Annotated in this window: 11 protein-coding genes, 21 tRNA genes and 2 rRNA genes; 31 read left to right on the top strand and 3 right to left on the bottom strand. The window is 44.3% G+C overall.

Going from position 1 to position 16,550, the window contains the following annotated elements; all coding sequences use genetic code 11:
• From B5X77_RS22940 to B5X77_RS22805, 29 genes are all read left to right on the top strand, one after another.
• Positions 1-93 (top strand): 23S ribosomal RNA (locus B5X77_RS22940); the annotation flags it as partial.
• A gap of 269 nt (positions 94-362) precedes the next feature.
• A 5S ribosomal RNA gene (gene rrf, locus B5X77_RS22935) occupies positions 363-478 on the top strand.
• Between the two features lie 10 nt (positions 479-488).
• Positions 489-564, top strand: a tRNA-Val gene (locus tag B5X77_RS22930).
• 27 nt (positions 565-591) lie between these two features.
• Positions 592-667 (top strand) — tRNA-Thr (locus B5X77_RS22925).
• A 7-nt stretch (positions 668-674) separates the two neighbouring features.
• Positions 675-750 (top strand) — tRNA-Lys (locus B5X77_RS22920).
• A gap of 17 nt (positions 751-767) precedes the next feature.
• Positions 768-852: transfer RNA gene (locus tag B5X77_RS22915), tRNA-Leu, on the top strand.
• Between the two features lie 20 nt (positions 853-872).
• Positions 873-947, top strand: a tRNA-Gly gene (locus tag B5X77_RS22910).
• Between the two features lie 10 nt (positions 948-957).
• Positions 958-1,046 (top strand) — tRNA-Leu (locus B5X77_RS22905).
• Positions 1,047-1,071: 25 nt separating this feature from the next.
• A tRNA-Arg gene (locus tag B5X77_RS22900) sits at positions 1,072-1,148 on the top strand.
• Between the two features lie 17 nt (positions 1,149-1,165).
• Positions 1,166-1,242, top strand: a tRNA-Pro gene (locus tag B5X77_RS22895).
• 15 nt (positions 1,243-1,257) lie between these two features.
• Positions 1,258-1,333: transfer RNA gene (locus tag B5X77_RS22890), tRNA-Ala, on the top strand.
• Between the two features lie 21 nt (positions 1,334-1,354).
• Positions 1,355-1,431 (top strand) — tRNA-Met (locus tag B5X77_RS22885).
• A gap of 39 nt (positions 1,432-1,470) precedes the next feature.
• Positions 1,471-1,547, top strand: a tRNA-Ile gene (locus tag B5X77_RS22880).
• A gap of 19 nt (positions 1,548-1,566) precedes the next feature.
• Positions 1,567-1,659 (top strand) — tRNA-Ser (locus B5X77_RS22875).
• A gap of 164 nt (positions 1,660-1,823) precedes the next feature.
• Positions 1,824-1,897: transfer RNA gene (locus B5X77_RS22870), tRNA-Met, on the top strand.
• Positions 1,898-1,900: 3 nt separating this feature from the next.
• Positions 1,901-1,976, top strand: a tRNA-Asp gene (locus B5X77_RS22865).
• Between the two features lie 142 nt (positions 1,977-2,118).
• Positions 2,119-2,191: transfer RNA gene (locus B5X77_RS22860), tRNA-Phe, on the top strand.
• Between the two features lie 34 nt (positions 2,192-2,225).
• A tRNA-His gene (locus B5X77_RS22855) sits at positions 2,226-2,298 on the top strand.
• Positions 2,299-2,311: 13 nt separating this feature from the next.
• Positions 2,312-2,385 (top strand) — tRNA-Gly (locus tag B5X77_RS22850).
• 3 nt (positions 2,386-2,388) lie between these two features.
• Positions 2,389-2,462, top strand: a tRNA-Ile gene (locus B5X77_RS22845).
• A 13-nt stretch (positions 2,463-2,475) separates the two neighbouring features.
• Positions 2,476-2,550: transfer RNA gene (locus B5X77_RS22840), tRNA-Asn, on the top strand.
• A gap of 4 nt (positions 2,551-2,554) precedes the next feature.
• A tRNA-Ser gene (locus B5X77_RS22835) sits at positions 2,555-2,645 on the top strand.
• Between the two features lie 3 nt (positions 2,646-2,648).
• Positions 2,649-2,720 (top strand) — tRNA-Glu (locus tag B5X77_RS22830).
• A gap of 138 nt (positions 2,721-2,858) precedes the next feature.
• On the top strand, positions 2,859-3,026 hold the full coding sequence (locus B5X77_RS23545) for a hypothetical protein (protein ID WP_176167409.1): 168 nt from the start codon (positions 2,859-2,861) through the stop codon (positions 3,024-3,026).
• 356 nt (positions 3,027-3,382) lie between these two features.
• On the top strand, positions 3,383-5,341 hold the full coding sequence (gene glgB, locus B5X77_RS22825; protein ID WP_079510186.1) for a 1,4-alpha-glucan branching protein GlgB: 1,959 nt from the start codon (positions 3,383-3,385) through the stop codon (positions 5,339-5,341).
• Positions 5,259-6,407: a glucose-1-phosphate adenylyltransferase gene (locus B5X77_RS22820; protein ID WP_079510185.1), complete on the top strand. Its 1,149-nt coding sequence runs from the start codon at positions 5,259-5,261 to the stop codon at positions 6,405-6,407. The genes glgB and B5X77_RS22820 overlap by 83 nt, the downstream gene beginning before the upstream one ends.
• A gap of 23 nt (positions 6,408-6,430) precedes the next feature.
• The gene (locus B5X77_RS22815; protein WP_079510184.1) at positions 6,431-7,459 is read left to right on the top strand and encodes a GlgC family sugar phosphate nucleotidyltransferase; all 1,029 of its coding nucleotides are present in this window, start codon (positions 6,431-6,433) and stop codon (positions 7,457-7,459) included.
• Positions 7,456-8,907, top strand: a complete 1,452-nt coding sequence (gene glgA, locus B5X77_RS22810) for a glycogen synthase GlgA (RefSeq protein ID WP_079510183.1) — start codon at positions 7,456-7,458, stop codon at positions 8,905-8,907. Before B5X77_RS22815 ends, glgA begins: the two co-directional genes overlap by 4 nt.
• Entirely contained in the window at positions 8,897-11,299 is a 2,403-nt protein-coding gene (locus B5X77_RS22805; protein ID WP_079510182.1) for a glycogen/starch/alpha-glucan phosphorylase, read from the top strand. Before glgA ends, B5X77_RS22805 begins: the two co-directional genes overlap by 11 nt.
• A 1,012-nt stretch (positions 11,300-12,311) precedes the next feature.
• Here B5X77_RS22805 and B5X77_RS22800 read toward each other — a convergent pair.
• The gene (locus tag B5X77_RS22800) at positions 12,312-13,181 is read right to left on the bottom strand and encodes an EamA family transporter (RefSeq protein WP_079510181.1); all 870 of its coding nucleotides are present in this window, start codon (positions 13,179-13,181) and stop codon (positions 12,312-12,314) included.
• A gap of 190 nt (positions 13,182-13,371) precedes the next feature.
• Between B5X77_RS22800 and B5X77_RS22795 the strand changes: the two genes are divergently transcribed.
• Entirely contained in the window at positions 13,372-13,815 is a 444-nt protein-coding gene (locus B5X77_RS22795; protein WP_079510180.1) for a DUF2243 domain-containing protein, read from the top strand.
• 16 nt (positions 13,816-13,831) lie between these two features.
• Positions 13,832-14,170 carry a hypothetical protein gene (locus B5X77_RS22790; protein ID WP_139378413.1) on the top strand — a complete coding sequence of 113 codons (339 nt, stop codon included), beginning with the start codon at positions 13,832-13,834 and terminating at the stop codon, positions 14,168-14,170.
• Between the two features lie 257 nt (positions 14,171-14,427).
• Here the strand turns inward: B5X77_RS22790 and B5X77_RS22785 are convergent, their stop codons facing one another.
• A complete protein-coding gene (locus tag B5X77_RS22785; RefSeq protein ID WP_079510178.1) occupies positions 14,428-15,195 on the bottom strand; it encodes a TraR/DksA C4-type zinc finger protein in 768 nt (255 codons plus the stop codon).
• Between the two features lie 109 nt (positions 15,196-15,304).
• Positions 15,305-16,240 (bottom strand): 1,4-dihydroxy-2-naphthoate polyprenyltransferase, encoded by a 936-nt coding sequence (locus B5X77_RS22780; protein WP_079510177.1) that lies wholly within the window; start codon positions 16,238-16,240, stop codon positions 15,305-15,307.
• Positions 16,241-16,550 lie beyond the last annotated feature (310 nt).

The raw sequence follows: 16,550 nt of genomic DNA, 5'->3' as shown, positions 1-16,550 counted from the left end.
GAACCCTGAAAGATGATCAGGTTGATAGGTCAGAGGTGGAAGCGCGGTGACGTGTGGAGCTGACTGATACTAATCGTTCGAGGACTTAACCAAAAACGAAAAGCAGAGGCGACTGAACAGCCTCGACAAGCGCTGGAAGGCCAGCAGTTGAAGTCGTTCTTTGACTTCAGCGGATGGACTGAAGCGACTCGAGAGGCTAGGAGCCGGAGCTGGACAATGATCATTCGTTCTTCTTGAATTCTTCTTACACATTATCTAGTTTTGAGGGAATAAAGTTTTTTGCTACAGCAAAATATCTTTTTAAAATTTCTCTTGCAAAATAACTTAAAGCCAGTATAATAGATATTGTCTTTAAAAAAATGTCTGGTGACGATGGCGAGAAGGTCACACCCGTTCCCATACCGAACACGGAAGTTAAGCTTCTCAGCGCCGATGGTAGTTGGGGGTTTCCCCCTGTGAGAGTAGGACGTCGCCGGGCAGTTTCAAATGGAGGATTAGCTCAGCTGGGAGAGCATCTGCCTTACAAGCAGAGGGTCGGCGGTTCGATCCCGTCATCCTCCACCATTATACTCTAAGAATAATTTATTGAATGCCGGTGTAGCTCAATTGGTAGAGCAACTGACTTGTAATCAGTAGGTTGGGGGTTCAAGTCCTCTCGCCGGCACCACTTGTACGAGCCATTAGCTCAGTCGGTAGAGCATCTGACTTTTAATCAGAGGGTCGAAGGTTCGAGTCCTTCATGGCTCACCACTTTTCTTTAAAAATATGCGGGTGTGGCGGAATTGGCAGACGCACCAGACTTAGGATCTGGCGCCGCAAGGCGTGGGGGTTCGACTCCCTTCACCCGCACCATTTCTTCAAAATATTATAATGCGGAAGTAGTTCAGTGGTAGAATACAACCTTGCCAAGGTTGGGGTCGCGGGTTCGAATCCCGTCTTCCGCTCCAAAGTTCTTAAGCCGGGGTGGCGGAACTGGCAGACGCACAGGACTTAAAATCCTGCGGTAGGTGACTACCGTACCGGTTCGATTCCGGTCCTCGGCACCACCAAGTTAGCTAATATACTAAATATGCGCCCGTAGCTCAATTGGATAGAGCGTCTGACTACGGATCAGAAGGTTATGGGTTCGACTCCTTTCGGGCGCGCCATTATATTTTCTCTTTATCGGGGAGTAGCTCAGCTTGGTAGAGCACTTGGTTTGGGACCAAGGGGTCGCAGGTTCGAATCCTGTCTTCCCGACCATGCTTTCTATAATATGGGGCCTTAGCTCAGCTGGGAGAGCGCCTGCCTTGCACGCAGGAGGTCAGCGGTTCGATCCCGCTAGGCTCCACCATATATTCTAAATAAACAATTTGGCGGTGTAGCTCAGCTGGCTAGAGCGTACGGTTCATACCCGTAAGGTCGGGGGTTCGATCCCCTCCGCCGCTACCAAATTAAATCTGGTTGAACCTATTCAATCTAGGATATCCTGGACCTTTAGCTCAGCTGGTTAGAGCAGACGGCTCATAACCGTCCGGTCGTAGGTTCGAGTCCTACAAGGTCCACCATTTTACCTAATTTAAATATGGAGGTATACCCAAGTCTGGCTGAAGGGATCGGTCTTGAAAACCGACAGGCGGGTAACACCGCGCGGGGGTTCGAATCCCTCTACCTCCTCCATAATTTCATTAACATTAGTATCGTCGCAGGGTGGAGCAACGAGCGTTACTTCACTGAATATGCTGCGAGTTGTACCGATCAAGTTGCTGCTTGAATAAGCTTCCTGAGATCGGGACAGTCCATGCTCACTAAGAGCATAAAGAAAATTATGTGATTATTATTGTCGCGGGGTGGAGCAGTCCGGTAGCTCGTCGGGCTCATAACCCGAAGGTCGCAGGTTCAAATCCTGCCCCCGCAATCTGGTCCCGTGGTGTAGCGGTTAACATGCCTGCCTGTCACGCAGGAGATCGCCGGTTCGATCCCGGTCGGGACCGCCATTTTATGTTTAACAGTAGCTCAGTCGGTAGAGCAAGTTGCTCACATCGTCGAATAAGCTTCTGTGGCAACTTGCGAGAAAGACCGAAGGTCATTCGAGCAAAGGACCTAAACTAGTAATGGTTTAGGATGCAATATTATAGTGGCTCAGTAGCTCAGTCGGTAGAGCAAAGGACTGAAAATCCTTGTGTCGGCGGTTCGATTCCGTCCTGAGCCACCTTATTTAATTTAACATAATATTTTTAGATATGGCGGTTGTGGCGAAGTGGTTAACGCATCGGATTGTGGTTCCGACATTCGTGGGTTCGATTCCCATCAGTCGCCCCTTTATTAATTTGCGGGTGTAGTTTACTGGTAAAACCTCAGCCTTCCAAGCTGATGTAGTGGGTTCGATTCCCATCACCCGCTCCATGAGGGCCTATAGCTCAGCTGGTTAGAGCGCACGCCTGATAAGCGTGAGGTCGGTGGTTCGAGTCCACTTAGGCCCATTTTTTATATTATTCCGCAGTAGCTCAGTGGTAGAGCACTCGGCTGTTAACCGAGCGGTCGTAGGTTCGAATCCTACCTGCGGAGCCATTATGGGGAAGTACTCAAGAGGCTGAAGAGGCGCCCCTGCTAAGGGTGTAGGTCGGGTAACCGGCGCGAGGGTTCAAATCCCTCCTTCTCCGCCATAAGGCCCCTTGGTCAAGCGGTTAAGACACCGCCCTTTCACGGCGGTAACACGGGTTCGAATCCCGTAGGGGTCATAAGGAAAGCTGTTAGCATACATACGTGCTAACGGCTTTTTTTTTTTGCTTAAAACTTTCGGACTGCCAGTTAACTAGGTGTTACTACTTCGTAATAGATTTAGCAAGCTGCAAATAGCTGAAGGCCTGAAGTTAGAAATGAATCATTCAAATAATAACTATCCTCACAGGACAATCTTTATGCTGCTCGGTACAGGCAGGATTAGTGTTCCTCAATCATCCAAGTACAAAGAAGTTATTTGGTATCTTTCACATAAAAGCAGAAGATCTGTCAGTAAGCCAGATACAATCACAAAGAAGATTTAAACCCCCATGTAAATTCAATACATCTTTTTCTTCTTTCATTCAACTCTACTCATTCAAATGTAAACGCTATCAAATCAAAAATATTTTTCCTCCTCCTGCTGTGGTCAAACCTAATAAATTCAACAAATTCTCTCCAAAAATTATTATTCACTTTCAACTTTCGTTCTGCAAAATTCGCGTAATTGGAAGATTTAGTACATTAAAGCGCTGCCATTTTGGGGGATTTGTCGAATTTGCTTATTTTCTAAGAACAATTGTCGAAAGATTAAGAAAATGTTTACAAGGAATTCCTTATGGTAACTAGAATACTACTGAAAAAGGGAGTTTTATTAGTTTTACAAAGGCAGGTGAAGGCAATGGTGATCAACCCAACTGAATTTGAATTGCATTTGTTTCATGAAGGTAATCTGTATCAGAGTCATAATTTATTTGGTGCGCATGTCATGAAACAAGGAACTGAAACATATACTCGATTTTGTGTGTGGGCTCCGTATGCATCTGAAGTGAGACTTGTGGGTGATTTCAATCATTGGAATGGAGAGAATGACAAGTTTTATAAAGTGAATAAAGAAGGTGTCTGGCAGCTTGCTCTAGATGGTGATTTGACTGGCGCTATTTATAAATATGAAATTGTCACGGGTGCCGGGGAGAAGAAGCTTAAAGCGGATCCGTTTGCTTTTTATTCGGAAGTAAGGCCGAATACTGCCTCGGTCGTCTATTCACTGGATGGATACAAATGGGGTGACCAGAAGTGGCTGCAGAAGAGAGAAAGGCAGAGCACGCTTGGTGAGCCAATATTCATCTATGAATTGCATGTTGGTTCATGGAAAAAGCATGATGATGGTTCGTTCCTTACATATCGAGAGCTCGCTGATGAGCTAATCCCGTATATTCTTGCGAATGGCTACACACATATTGAATTATTACCTTTAACTGAGCATCCGCTCGACATGTCATGGGGCTATCAATCCACTGGCTATTTTTCTGTTACAAGCCGGTATGGCACACCGCATGACTTTATGTATTTCGTTGATATTTGCCACCGAAACGGAATCGGGGTCATCCTTGACTGGATTCCTGGCCATTTTTGCAAGGATGCCCATGGGCTGTATCAGTTTGATGGCAGTTACGTGTTTGAATATCAACGAGAGAGTGACAGAGAGAACCATGTCTGGGGAACAGCTAATTTCGACTTGGGAAAAACCGAGGTGCAGAGCTTCTTGATTTCAAGTGCGCTTTTCTGGCTGGAAAAATACCATATTGACGGCTTCAGGGTTGATGCAGTGGCGAATATTATTTATTGGCCAAATTCAGTCAATGCAGCCAATCAGTACGGAGTGGAATTTTTAAAAAAGCTGAATAAAGCAGTTAAGGATTTTGAACCGGGGGCAATGATGATTGCGGAGGATTCAACAGACTGGCCGCAGGTAACAGCACCTGTAGAGTATGGGGGACTGGGGTTTACATACAAGTGGAATATGGGGTGGATGAATGACACATTAAAGTATATGGAGGAAGAACCACATAACAGGAAACATATACATGATAGGGTTACGTTCTCCCTGATGTATGCTTTTTCAGAGAATTTTGTGCTGCCTTTTTCACATGATGAGGTGGTTCATGGAAAGAAATCGCTTCTCGATAAGATGCCCGGGGATTACTGGCAAAAATTTGCACAGCTTCGGCTATTGCTTGGGTTCATGGTTGCGCACCCGGGAAAGAAGCTGACTTTCATGGGAACAGAATTCGGGCAGTTTTCGGAATGGAAGGACAGAGAACAGCTTGACTGGAACCTGTTCGAATATGACATGCATGAAAAAATAAATCTTTATACCAAAGAATTAAACAAATTGTATAAACGTTCGAAGCCGTTTTATGAAGTTGACCAGAGTCGTGAAGGCTTTGAATGGATTGATGCGGATAACCGTGAACAGTCTGTTTTTTCTTTTATCAGGAAAGGACGGAATCCTGATGAGTGCCTCATCATTGTTTGCAATTTTACAGAGAAGGTTTACAGCGATTATCGGATTGGCGTCCCGAAGCCCGGAGAATATCGGGAAATTTTAAATAGTGATTCCCAGGTGTTCGGCGGTTCTGGCGTAATCAATAAGAAAGTTCTAAAAGCTAAAGAAATAGCTTTTCATGGAAGGCCATATTCTATAGAGATGAGTATTTCTCCATTCGGAATCTCAGTTTTACGTCCTGTTATAAAAAGAAAGGGGAGAAACAATCATGCAAAAGAAGAAATGCGTAGCAATGCTGTTGGCAGGAGGCAAGGGAAGCCGTCTGCACTCATTGACAAAGAATCTCGCTAAACCTGCTGTCCCTTTTGGCGGCAAATACCGAATCATCGATTTCCCGTTAAGCAACTGCACGAACTCAGGAATCCATACAGTGGGCGTATTGACTCAATACCAGCCGCTCCTGCTCAACTCTTATATTGGCATTGGCAGCGCATGGGACCTAGACAGGAAGGATGGAGGCGTGACGGTGCTGCCTCCTTATGCTGAAAGTTCTGAAGTGAAATGGTATTCAGGTACGGCAAGCGCGATTTTTCAGAACCTGAACTACCTCGATCAGTATGATCCAGAATATGTTTTGATTCTTTCTGGTGACCATATTTATAAGATGAATTATGAATTGATGCTTAATTATCATATTGAAAAAGGTGCTGATGCGACGATTTCCGTCATTGAGGTACCATGGGAGGAAACCAATCGTTTCGGAATCATGAATACTGATTCCAATCTGAGAATTACCGAGTTTGAGGAAAAGCCGGATATCGCGAAAAATAATCTGGCTTCAATGGGAATCTACATTTTTAAATGGAGTGTTTTAAGGGAATATCTGATAAGGGATGATCAAAATCCTGAATCAAGCCATGATTTTGGCAAGGATATTATTCCGCTGTTAATCGATGAAAATATGAAGTTATTTGCCTATCCATTTAAAGGTTACTGGAAGGACGTAGGGACTGTTCAGAGCCTTTGGGAAGCAAATATGGATTTGTTGGATAAGGAATGCGAATTGAACTTGTTTGATCAATCATGGCGTATCTATTCCGTGAACCCGAATCAGCCGCCGCAATATATTTGTCCAGAGGGAGAAGTATCGGAATCACTGGTCAATGAAGGCTGCAAGATTGAAGGAGAGGTTTCCAAAACAGTTGTATTTCAAGGCGTGACTGTAAAAAAGGGCGCGGTTATCAAGGAAACGGTCATTATGCCGGATGCGGTCATCGGCCGCAATTGCGTAATTGAAAAAGCGATTGTGTCTCCAGGTGTCTATGTCCCGGATGGAACGATCATCAGACCGGGAGACAGCAGCAATGAAATTACATTAGTATCAGAAGAAACAATCGGTGAATTGCAATCCAATTGAACCGACTTCGGGAGGAAATAGAAATGAACAAACGATTATTAGGAGTAATAGATGCGACCACCGTCCACGAAGATCTCCATGAACTGTCCCTGCATCGGTCTGTGGCGGCAATTCCCTTTGGAGGGCGATACAGGCTGATTGATTTCATCCTTTCCAACATGGTCAATTCGGGTATAGAGAGTGTAGCAATTTTTCCTAAATACCAGTATCGATCATTAATGGACCATTTGGGATCCGGCCGAAATTGGGATCTGAACAGAAAAAGGGATGGATTGTTTTTCTTCCCTGCGTCTAATCTGGATAAAAATTATACGGGAATCGGAACATTGGATCACTTTGCCGATAACATTGATTATTTTGAACGAAGTACACAGGACTATGCGATTATTGCGAATTCCTATACGGTTTTTAATATGGATTTCCAGCCGCTGCTTGATTGGCATATCAATTCAGGATGCGATATTACCGAAGTACAGAAAAATGGTAAATCACTCGGCATTTACCTAGTAAAAAAGACTCTGCTGATGGATTTGATTTTGACGAGGAATGAAACGGGATATTTGAATATGAGGGATGCAGCCAGGGATACTAACAGCCAGTTCCAGCTTTGTTATTACGACTATGAAGGCTATGCAGTCATGGTGGATACAGTCGCGAAGTATTTCAGCGTAAGTATGGATCTGTTGAAGCCTGAGGTTTGGCAAGAGTTATTCCCTAAAGAACGCCCTATTTTAACAAAGGTAAAGGATGAACCCCCGACCCGATATGATGTCGATGCGTCGGTCCGAAATTCGATGGTGGCCAATGGCGGGATGATCGAGGGCAGTGTTGAAAACAGCATCATTGGAAGAGGAGTCAAAATCGGGAAGGGTACAGTAATCCGCAATTCTATCATCATGCAAAAAACGCAGATAAAGCAGAATTGCATATTGGACTCGGTAATAGTAGATAAGGATGCAAGAATCGAGGCAGGGACAGTGATTAAAGCGCCAGCAGACTCACCTGTTGTCATCCGTAAAGGTGCTGTCCAGGGAGTGGGGAGCAACTCGTGAAGGTATTGTTTGCAGTATCAGAGTGTGTCCCGTTCATCAAGTCAGGAGGGCTGGCGGATGTAGCGGGATCACTGCCGAAGGAACTTAAAAAACTGGGGACGGATGTAAGGGTCATTTTACCGAAGTATGGTTTGATTCCCGAGAAATTCCGTTCAGAAATGAAGAAATTGAAAGAGTTTACGGTGCAATTAGGCTGGCGCTCGCAATATTGCGGCATTGAAACTCTTGAATATGATGGTGTCACTTTCTATTTTGTTGATAATGAGTATTACTTTAAGCGGGACAGTCTTTACGGACATTATGACGATGGTGAGCGATTTGCTTATTTTAATCGTGCTGTGCTTGACTTTATCGCTGAAATCGAATTTTACCCTGATGTGGTCCACTGCCATGACTGGCATACCGGGATGATTCCTTTCTTGCTAAGGACAGAGTACTGCAAAAAGCCTGGCTATGGTTTGATACGATCCGTCTTCACGATCCACAACCTGCAGTTCCAGGGGATTTTTCCTCCTGAAGTGCTGTGGGATTTGCTTGATGTGGACAACGCATATTTCAATGAGGATCAGCTTGAATTTTACGGAATGGCAAACTACATGAAGGCTGCGCTGATTTCTTCTGACCACATCACTACAGTCAGTCCAACCTACAAGGAAGAAATCAAGACAGAATACTATGGTGAAAAGCTGGATGGCGTCCTTAGGAAAAGAAGTGAGGATTTATCCGGGATCCTGAATGGGATCGACCATGATTTATATGATCCTGAGAGTTACCCAGGTTTGGCAGCTCGCTTTGGAACTGGGTCTCTTGAAAGGAGAATCGAGAACAAGCTTCAAATCCAGCGGAGTTTCGGTTTGCCTGAAAATGAGGATATGCCTGTAGTCGCGATGATCACGCGGCTGACAAAACAAAAAGGACTTGATTTGGTTAAAGGTGTTTTCCATGAAATTATATCGACTGGGTTACAGCTCGTGGTCCTTGGCACTGGCGACCCTGAGTTCGAGCAATTCTTCAGGGAAATGTCGGCACAATATCCTGATCAGTGTGGAGTGTATATTGGCTTTGATGAAAATTTGGCGCATCAGGTCTATGCAGGTTCAGATTTGTTCCTGATGCCTTCGCAGTTCGAGCCATGTGGTCTCAGCCAGATGATCGCGATGCGCTATGGCTCGATTCCTGTAGTCAGGGAGACGGGCGGTCTGAATGATACGGTCCAGCCTTACAATGAATTCAACGGTGAGGGAAATGGTTTTACCTTTGCCCATTTCAATGCCCATGACATGCTATTTACAATCGAGCGGGCGCTAGCTTTTTACCATCAGCGTGAAAAATGGCAAAAGCTGATGGTGGCAGCGATGAAAACAGATTATAGCTGGGCCCGGTCCGCGAAGCAATACAATGAACTATATTCCGATCTCATCTCAAGGAGTGAATCGCATGTTTTCTAGTGTTCCCAAATTCAAAACAGCTTTCTTGAAAAAACTCGAGATGATGTTTGGAACCAGCTTTGAAGAAAGCACAAGCCGGGAGCAATTCCAGACTCTCGGGCATATGATCAGGGAGCATGTAAGTTCAGATTGGATCAAGACGAATGAGCTATACCGTTCCGGAGCTAAGAAGCAGGTGTATTATCTGTCAATTGAATTCCTGCTGGGCCGGCTGTTGAGGCATAATCTTATCAATTTAGGTGTTGAAGAGGTTGTTAGTAAGGGACTAAGGGATCTTGGGATAGAGCTTGATCAGTTAGAGGAGATCGAGGCAGATGCTGGCCTTGGCAATGGCGGTCTTGGCCGCCTTGCAGCCTGCTTCCTGGATTCACTTGCTTCTCTTGATCTCCCGGCTCATGGCTGCGGCATCCGCTATAAACACGGTTTGTTTGAACAAAAAATTGTCGATGGCTACCAGGTGGAGCTTCCGGAACAATGGCTGAGACATGGCCACGTCTGGGAGGTGCGTAAAGCAGATGATGCAGTGGAGATTCCATTTTGGGGTGAAATCGAGAGCCGGATGGAAAATGGACGGCTTGTTTTCAGGCACCTGAACGCTGAGACAATCATGGCTGTTCCTTACGACCTTCCTGTCATCGGTTACCAGACTCAGACGGTCAACACCCTGCGCCTTTGGAATGCTGAACCATCCAGGTTCCCGGCTAATGCTGATATTTTTAAATATAAGAAAGATACCGAGTCGGTTTCAGAGTTTTTGTACCCAGACGATACGCATGATGAAGGAAAAATCCTCAGGCTCAAGCAGCAATACTTTCTCGTATCAGCGAGCCTGAAGGCCATTGTGGCCTCTTTTAAAAAGAAGAATAAGAGCTTGCTAGAGTTCCATGACTATGTGAGCATCCACATCAATGACACACACCCTGCGATCGCGGTGCCTGAATTGATGAGAATCCTGATGGATGAAGAGGGTCTCGGCTGGGAGGATGCCTGGCATATTACCGTCCAGACGCTTTCCTATACGAACCATACGACCCTGGCCGAGGCTCTTGAACGCTGGCCAATCCGGATTTTCCAGCCGCTTCTGCCTCGTATATTCATGATTGTAAATGAGATCAATGAGCGGTTCTGCAAAGAGGTGTGGGAGAAATATCCTGGTGACTGGAATCGGGTTGAAAACATGGCGATTATAGCCCATGGAGAGGTAAGAATGGCGCCGCTTGCGATTGTGGGCAGTCACAGCATCAATGGAGTAGCAAAGCTTCATACGGATATTTTGAAAAATCGTGAGATGAATTTGTTCTATCAATTCTATCCGGACCGTTTCAATAACAAGACGAACGGGATTACCCACCGGCGCTGGCTGCTGAAGGCGAACCCGGGGTTGTCAGGGTTGATTTCCGATGCAATTGGGCCAGATTGGGTGACATCGCCCCGTAAACTCGAGGAATTATTGAGCTTCAAGGGTGATTCTGCGTTCTTGGAAAAATTGCATGTCATTAAGCAGGCGAATAAGCAGCGGCTTGCACGGCGGATTTTAGACAAAACAGGGATTGAAGTCGATACAGAGTCAATCTTCGATGTCCAGGTAAAAAGGCTTCACGCCTATAAGCGGCAGCTATTAAATGTATTGCACATCATGCACCTGTATAATGCGCTTAAAAAGGACCCTGAAGCGTTACTGTATCCTCGGACATTCATTTTTGGAGCAAAGGCTTCACCAGGGTATTATTTTGCCAAAAAGGTCATTAAACTCATTAACAGTGTTGCAGAGAAAGTAAATAATGATCCGGCCACGAAAGATAAGCTGAAGGTCGTATTCCTGGAAAATTACCGTGTATCCCTGGCTGAGGATATTTTTCCTGCAGCCGATATCAGTGAGCAGATTTCCACCGCCAGCAAGGAAGCTTCAGGCACAGGAAATATGAAGTTTATGATGAATGGGGCTTTGACGCTAGGCACGCTTGATGGAGCCAATGTCGAGATTACCGAAATGGTTGGCAGGGAGAATGTATTCCTGTTTGGTTTGACGGCAGAGGAAGTGCTGGATTATCAGCATAATGGCGGGTACCATTCGCTTGAGTATTATCACCATGATGAACGGGTCCGAGAAATAGTCGACCAGCTGGTGAATGGATTTTTTCCCGATACAGAGAACCATTTTAACGAAATTTACGACTCCCTGCTTGGTCATAACGATCAATATTTTGTGTTGAGGGACTTTGCTTCCTATGCAGAGGCACATCAGGAAGTCAGCCGAAAGTATCTAGACCGCGGCGAATGGCTGCAAATGAGCCTGGTCAATATCGCCAAGTCGGGATACTTCTCAAGCGACAGGACGATCAGGGAATATGCGGATGAGATTTGGAAAGTTCAATCCGCCTTGAAAGTTTAAATGTTTCAGAAGGCTAAACCGGTGACGGTTTGGCCTTTTGTTTTGCAGCAGAAGTTGTCATCCGTTTCAGGAAAATACTGGCGATAGTGGGAAACGGTAAGAGGATTAGATCTGCATTGCCCGAAAAACCGGGGACGGGGGAAAACGGTAAAAGGAGAGGGTCTGCATTGCCGGAAAATGCCGGGGATGGGGGAAAACGGTAAAAGGAGAGGGTCCGCATTGCCCGAAAATGCAGGGGACGGAGGAAAACGGTAAAAGGAGAGGGCCTCCATTGCCGGAAGATATCGGTGACAAAGATAAACGGTCTTAGAAAAAATCCATAAGCCCAAATAGAATTAAGGATCACGAAAAGGTCACATAGAAAGATTCTATAAGCCCGAAGTGAGTTGTGAACCGCGAAAAGGTCACACAGAAAAATTCTATAAGCCCGAAATCAGTTGTGGGCCGGCGAAAAGGTCACATAGAAAGATTCTATAAGCCCAAAATTAGTTGTGAACGGTGAAAAGGTCACATAGAAAAAATCTATAAGCCCGAAATCAGTTGTGGACCGGCGAAAAGGTCACATAGAAAGATTCTATAAGCCCAAAGTGAGTTGTGAACCGCGAAAAGGTCACATAGAAAAAATCTATAAGCCCGAAATCAGTTGTGGACCGGCGAAAAGGTCACATAGAAAGATTCTATAAGCCCAAAGTGAGTTGTGAACCGCGAAAAGGTCACATAGAAAGATTCTATAAGCCCAAAGTGAGTTGTGAACGGTGAAAAGGTCACATAGAAAAAATCTATAAGCCCGAAATGAGTTGTAAACCACGAAAAGGTCACATAGAAAGATTCTATTAAGCCCGAAATGAGTTGTAAACCACGAAAAGGTCACATAGAAAGATTCTATAAGCCCAAAATGAGTTGTGAACCGCGAAAAGGTCACATAGAAAGATTCTATAAGCCCGAAAAGGTTTGTTAACCGCGAAAAGGTCCTCTAGAAACAATCCACCAATCAGAGCAGCTGAATACCCTTTTACAAAATTAATAAGGCTGTTCCAATCGTAATCAATATAGCTCCAGCAACGGTAGACCTAGTAGGTCTTTCTTTTAGGATAATGAAGCTGAGAATCATGGTCAGTACGACGCTGAATTTATCTATTGGATTGACGATGCTCACCTTTCCGATGGCAAGGGCAGCAAAGTAACATAGCCATGAAAACCCTGTAGCTGCACCGGAAAGTATAAGAAAGATATAAGATTTTCTGGTGATCGTTTTCAAGTCCTTCATTTTTCCCTGAAAAAAGACGATCCCCCAGGCAAAAATGATAATCACGACTGTTCGGATGAAGGTTGCTACATTTGAATCAACATCTTCGATACCTATTTTTGCTAGGATGTTCGTCAATGCTGCAAAAACGGCAGACATGATGGCGAGAAATAAATAGGACTTCGTATCGAAAACCTTTTTCTTAGCCTTTTTCTTCTTATCCCTCCCAATCAGCACAAAGGTACCAATGGAGATGATGACACCTCCGGCTACTACCGGCATTGTGGCTGGCTCCTTCAAAATAAAAAAGGAAAGCAGGATCGTCAGAACCACACTGGATTTATCGATCGGGACAACTTTTGATACATCCCCAATCTGGATTGCTTTAAAAAAAGCCAGCCAGGAAAGGCCGGTGGTCAGGCCAGAAAGAATGAGGAAAATCAGGGAATTCGTTGATACTGCCAAAATATTTTCCGTTTGTCCGGTAATCACCACCATCAAAAAGGCCATGATGACGACAACCACGGTCCTAACGGCAGTGGCCAGGTTAGAGTCGACATCCTCAATTCCGATTTTCGCGAGAATGGCTGTAAATGAAGCAAAAAGTGCAGCAAGGAGAGCAAGAATAATACTCATTGTCTATCTCCATTTCTATTTAGTCTAGTTTTAGTTTGGGGTTCTGCAAATAGAATATTCCTGTCCAAAAATAGAATAATACGACGACAACAGTTAGATGACCTCCTATCTTTTTTGATATCTTCGTATAATATTACGGATTTTTGGGCACTAATCGTGATAGTATGCAATCTTTTAAGAGGTGTTTTGGTTGAGAAAAGAAAATAATAATTTATTTATCGCCGGCTTGATCCTGGGATTGGGCTTATTGGGAGCGATAGATGGGATTGTGTTTCACCAGCTGCTCCAGTGGCATCACATGGTTCTTAGCGATAATCTGCAGCTGGAGATTTTCACAGACGGACTGTTTACCGCATTGTTTTCTGCAAAGCTCATTTGGGGCGGTGTCAAAATTTTTCAGGATGCGCGGAAAAATCAGCTTGGCAGCAGCTGGAGAATCTTTCTTGGCGGGATTTTCATCGGCGGCGGCGCCTTCAATATTGTAGAAGGTATCGTTGATCATCATATACTGCAAGTTCACCGTGTCAAGCCGATGGCTGAAAATCCATTAATGTATGACCTGGCATTTTTGGCCATAGGTGCCTTGCTGATGGTGATAGGTTTCATGATCAAGCGTCTGGAAGTGAATGCATGAAGATGGGGTGTTGTATTTGAAAAGAATCAATAGCTTTTTAGTTTTTTTCATACCATTTATTGCGTTCTTTTTTTACTTTACCAGTAACAATGAACACAATGCTTCTTCGGCTAATCATATGCAGCATGATTTCGTAGAAATACCAGAGGGCTATAGAGTTCCTTCTGTGAATTTAATTGTCACCCAGGACATGTCAGGTTCCTGGCTTTTAGAGGTAAATACCGCCAATTTTATATTTGCTCCTAAGAAGGTGGGGAGTGATGTCCCAAGTTACAACGAAGGTCATGCCCACCTTTACATAAATGGAAAAAAATCACCCGGCTCTATGGGCAATTTTATAATCTTGACAACTTGAAAAAGGGTGAAAATGAGATAAAGGTTACCCTCAATTCCAATAATCATGGCGGATTAGTTTTTAGAGGGAAGGCAATCAGCAGCAGAGTAGTTGTTTATAACGGAAAGTGAAGGATAAGGGCAACTCATAAAGGAGTCATTTAGACAATTAGGATTAATAAAGGACTTCATTATGAGACCTGATTTGGGAAAAACCACATTTCAGGTTGAAACAAAACAGCCTCAGTTCCCAAAATGCGAACTGAGGCTGTTTTTTTCTTAATCGTCGTCTTTCTTTTTGCGGTCATCTATATAGCTGTCTCCCTCTTTATACGGAATATCGCCGAGCTCTGATTCAAGGCCTGCTTCGTCAAGCATTTCCTCATACTCCTCTTCAGTATCGCTCTGGAATACTTGTCGGTCATCGCCTTCGATATCTGTGGCGCTGAAGGATTCATAGTCTTCAGTGAAACCTCGTTCTTTTTCTTCATCAATGTACAGTTTATTGTAGTCTTTATGATCTCCAGTAAAGTCAGCAGGTGTTTCCGATGTGCCGAAATCGGCAACATCATCGAAACTGTTCCTGTTATCGGTCATTTCTTCGTTTTGTCTCCGGTCAAAGTTGGTGTCATGAGTATATTCCAGCACATCCTCTTCTGCTGGACGGTCATTCGATATATGCTGTTCCTGTGAGTGTTCTACGCAGTATAAAGTGTATGGTACTGCTTCAAGTCGCTCGAACGGGATATCTTTACCGCACTCCGCACATTTGCCATACGTCCCATCTTGGATTGCTTTCAGGGCATTATCGACTTTATCAGCCTGGTTTTCATGATGCTCGTCCATCGCAAGATTCTTGCTGCGTTCAAATAGTTCTGTACCGCTGTCGGCAGGGTGATTATCATAGGAAGAAAGCTCTCCGGTTGCCTCTCTCTGGCTGCCATCAAGGTAACCTTCATTTTCGTTTAAATCTATTTGTGTTTGCAGTGTTTCTTTTTCATCTATTAACGTTTGCTTCAGTTGATTAAGCTTGTCATTTGTCAGCATGATTACACATCCTTCATATTGTTTCGTGTCATACGTACTAATTACCCGCTCAAAAGTTCAGGAAACATAGAAAAAGCTTCCGCCAGAGGCAGAAGCTTCTCAAATTAGATTAAATTAAACTGATAAAAATACCAACCGATAAAAGCAGGCCGAAAATCGTATTGGTTTTTGCAGTTGCAGCCATGGCCGGCATCATTTGCAAAGGATCTGATTTACCGATGAACCCTTTTGTTGCCTTGACAGCCTTTGGAATGCTTAAGGCTACAATTGCAAGCCATGGAGATACAATCCCTGCAATAATCAGGCCGATTACCCAAATGTATGAAACAATGAACATACCTGCAAGCAGACGAATCGCACCTGTTCTTCCAAGCAGGATGGCAAGTGTTTTTCTGCCAAACTCTTTGTCGCCGTCAAGATCGCGAATATTGTTAGAAAGCAGGATCGCTCCTACCAGTAAAAAGCTAGGAAATGATACCATTACACTGGTCGCTGTGACGGTGCCGGTCTGGATGTAGAAAGAAATCAATATGATCAGGACACCCATGAAGAAACCAGCGACGAGCTCCCCGAAAGGTGTGTACGCAATCGGAAGCGGCCCGCCTGTGTAGAGGTAGCCTGCTGCCAGGGAAACAACTCCAACAGCTGCCACCCACCAGCTTGTGCTCATACAGATATATACACCGAGTAAAACGGAAATTCCATATAGAGTGAAAGCCAGGTTAAGGACCGTTTTAGGCTTAATACCATGGCGGACAATCGCTCCGCCAATCCCCACAGAATTTTCATTATCTAGTCCGCGTTTAAAATCGTAATATTCGTTAAACATATTTGTTGCTGCCTGTATCAACAGGCTTGCGATCAGCATGGCCAGAAACAAACCCCAATGAACGCCGCCGCCGCTGTATTGTATGGCCAAAGCAGTACCTAGAAGGACAGGTGCAAATGCAGCAGTCAATGTATGAGGTCTTGTAAGCTGCCACCAGACTTTCCAGCTTGCTCCGTCGACTGCTGGTGAAGAACTAGGCTGAATCTGTGTTTGCATTCTAATTCTCTCCCTTAATATCAATCTATCAAACCTTAATATTTTATCTAAAAGAACGAAAATTGTCAAAAAGACCATTAACTTATAGGCTAAATTACCTTACAATTATTAGTGTAGATATTCACATACACACTGTCAATTAGTATTTTCACGACTAAACAGGATTAAATTTCCAGATTGTACAGCTTGCTTAGGTGAATTATATAATAATGAAGATAATAGCTTTGAAAAGCCCGCCCTAATTGACATTGCGATGTATGAGGTGTATCTTAAAATAAGCTTTTAAACGTTTGATAACAGATGAGAGGCT

The organism is Mesobacillus jeotgali, from assembly GCF_900166585.1.
GTDB lineage: Bacteria > Bacillota > Bacilli > Bacillales > Cytobacillaceae > Mesobacillus > Mesobacillus jeotgali_A.
The sequence above is the reverse complement of the archived record's forward strand: the minus strand, read 5'-3'. Positions and strand labels throughout refer to the sequence as shown.

What these genes read in the sequence shown, in the direction of transcription:
- B5X77_RS22780 (WP_079510177.1), bottom strand. Translation starts at nt 16,240, where the DNA reads ATGCAAACACAGATTCAGCCTAGTTCTTCACCAGCAGTCGACGGAGCA.
- B5X77_RS22785 (WP_079510178.1), bottom strand. Translation starts at nt 15,195, where the DNA reads ATGCTGACAAATGACAAGCTTAATCAACTGAAGCAAACGTTAATAGAT.
- B5X77_RS23545 (WP_176167409.1), top strand. Translation starts at nt 2,859, where the DNA reads ATGAATCATTCAAATAATAACTATCCTCACAGGACAATCTTTATGCTG.
- B5X77_RS22800 (WP_079510181.1), bottom strand. Translation starts at nt 13,181, where the DNA reads ATGAGTATTATTCTTGCTCTCCTTGCTGCACTTTTTGCTTCATTTACA.
- glgB (WP_079510186.1), top strand. Translation starts at nt 3,383, where the DNA reads ATGGTGATCAACCCAACTGAATTTGAATTGCATTTGTTTCATGAAGGT.
- B5X77_RS22820 (WP_079510185.1), top strand. Translation starts at nt 5,259, where the DNA reads ATGCAAAAGAAGAAATGCGTAGCAATGCTGTTGGCAGGAGGCAAGGGA.
- B5X77_RS22815 (WP_079510184.1), top strand. Translation starts at nt 6,431, where the DNA reads ATGAACAAACGATTATTAGGAGTAATAGATGCGACCACCGTCCACGAA.
- B5X77_RS22805 (WP_079510182.1), top strand. Translation starts at nt 8,897, where the DNA reads ATGTTTTCTAGTGTTCCCAAATTCAAAACAGCTTTCTTGAAAAAACTC.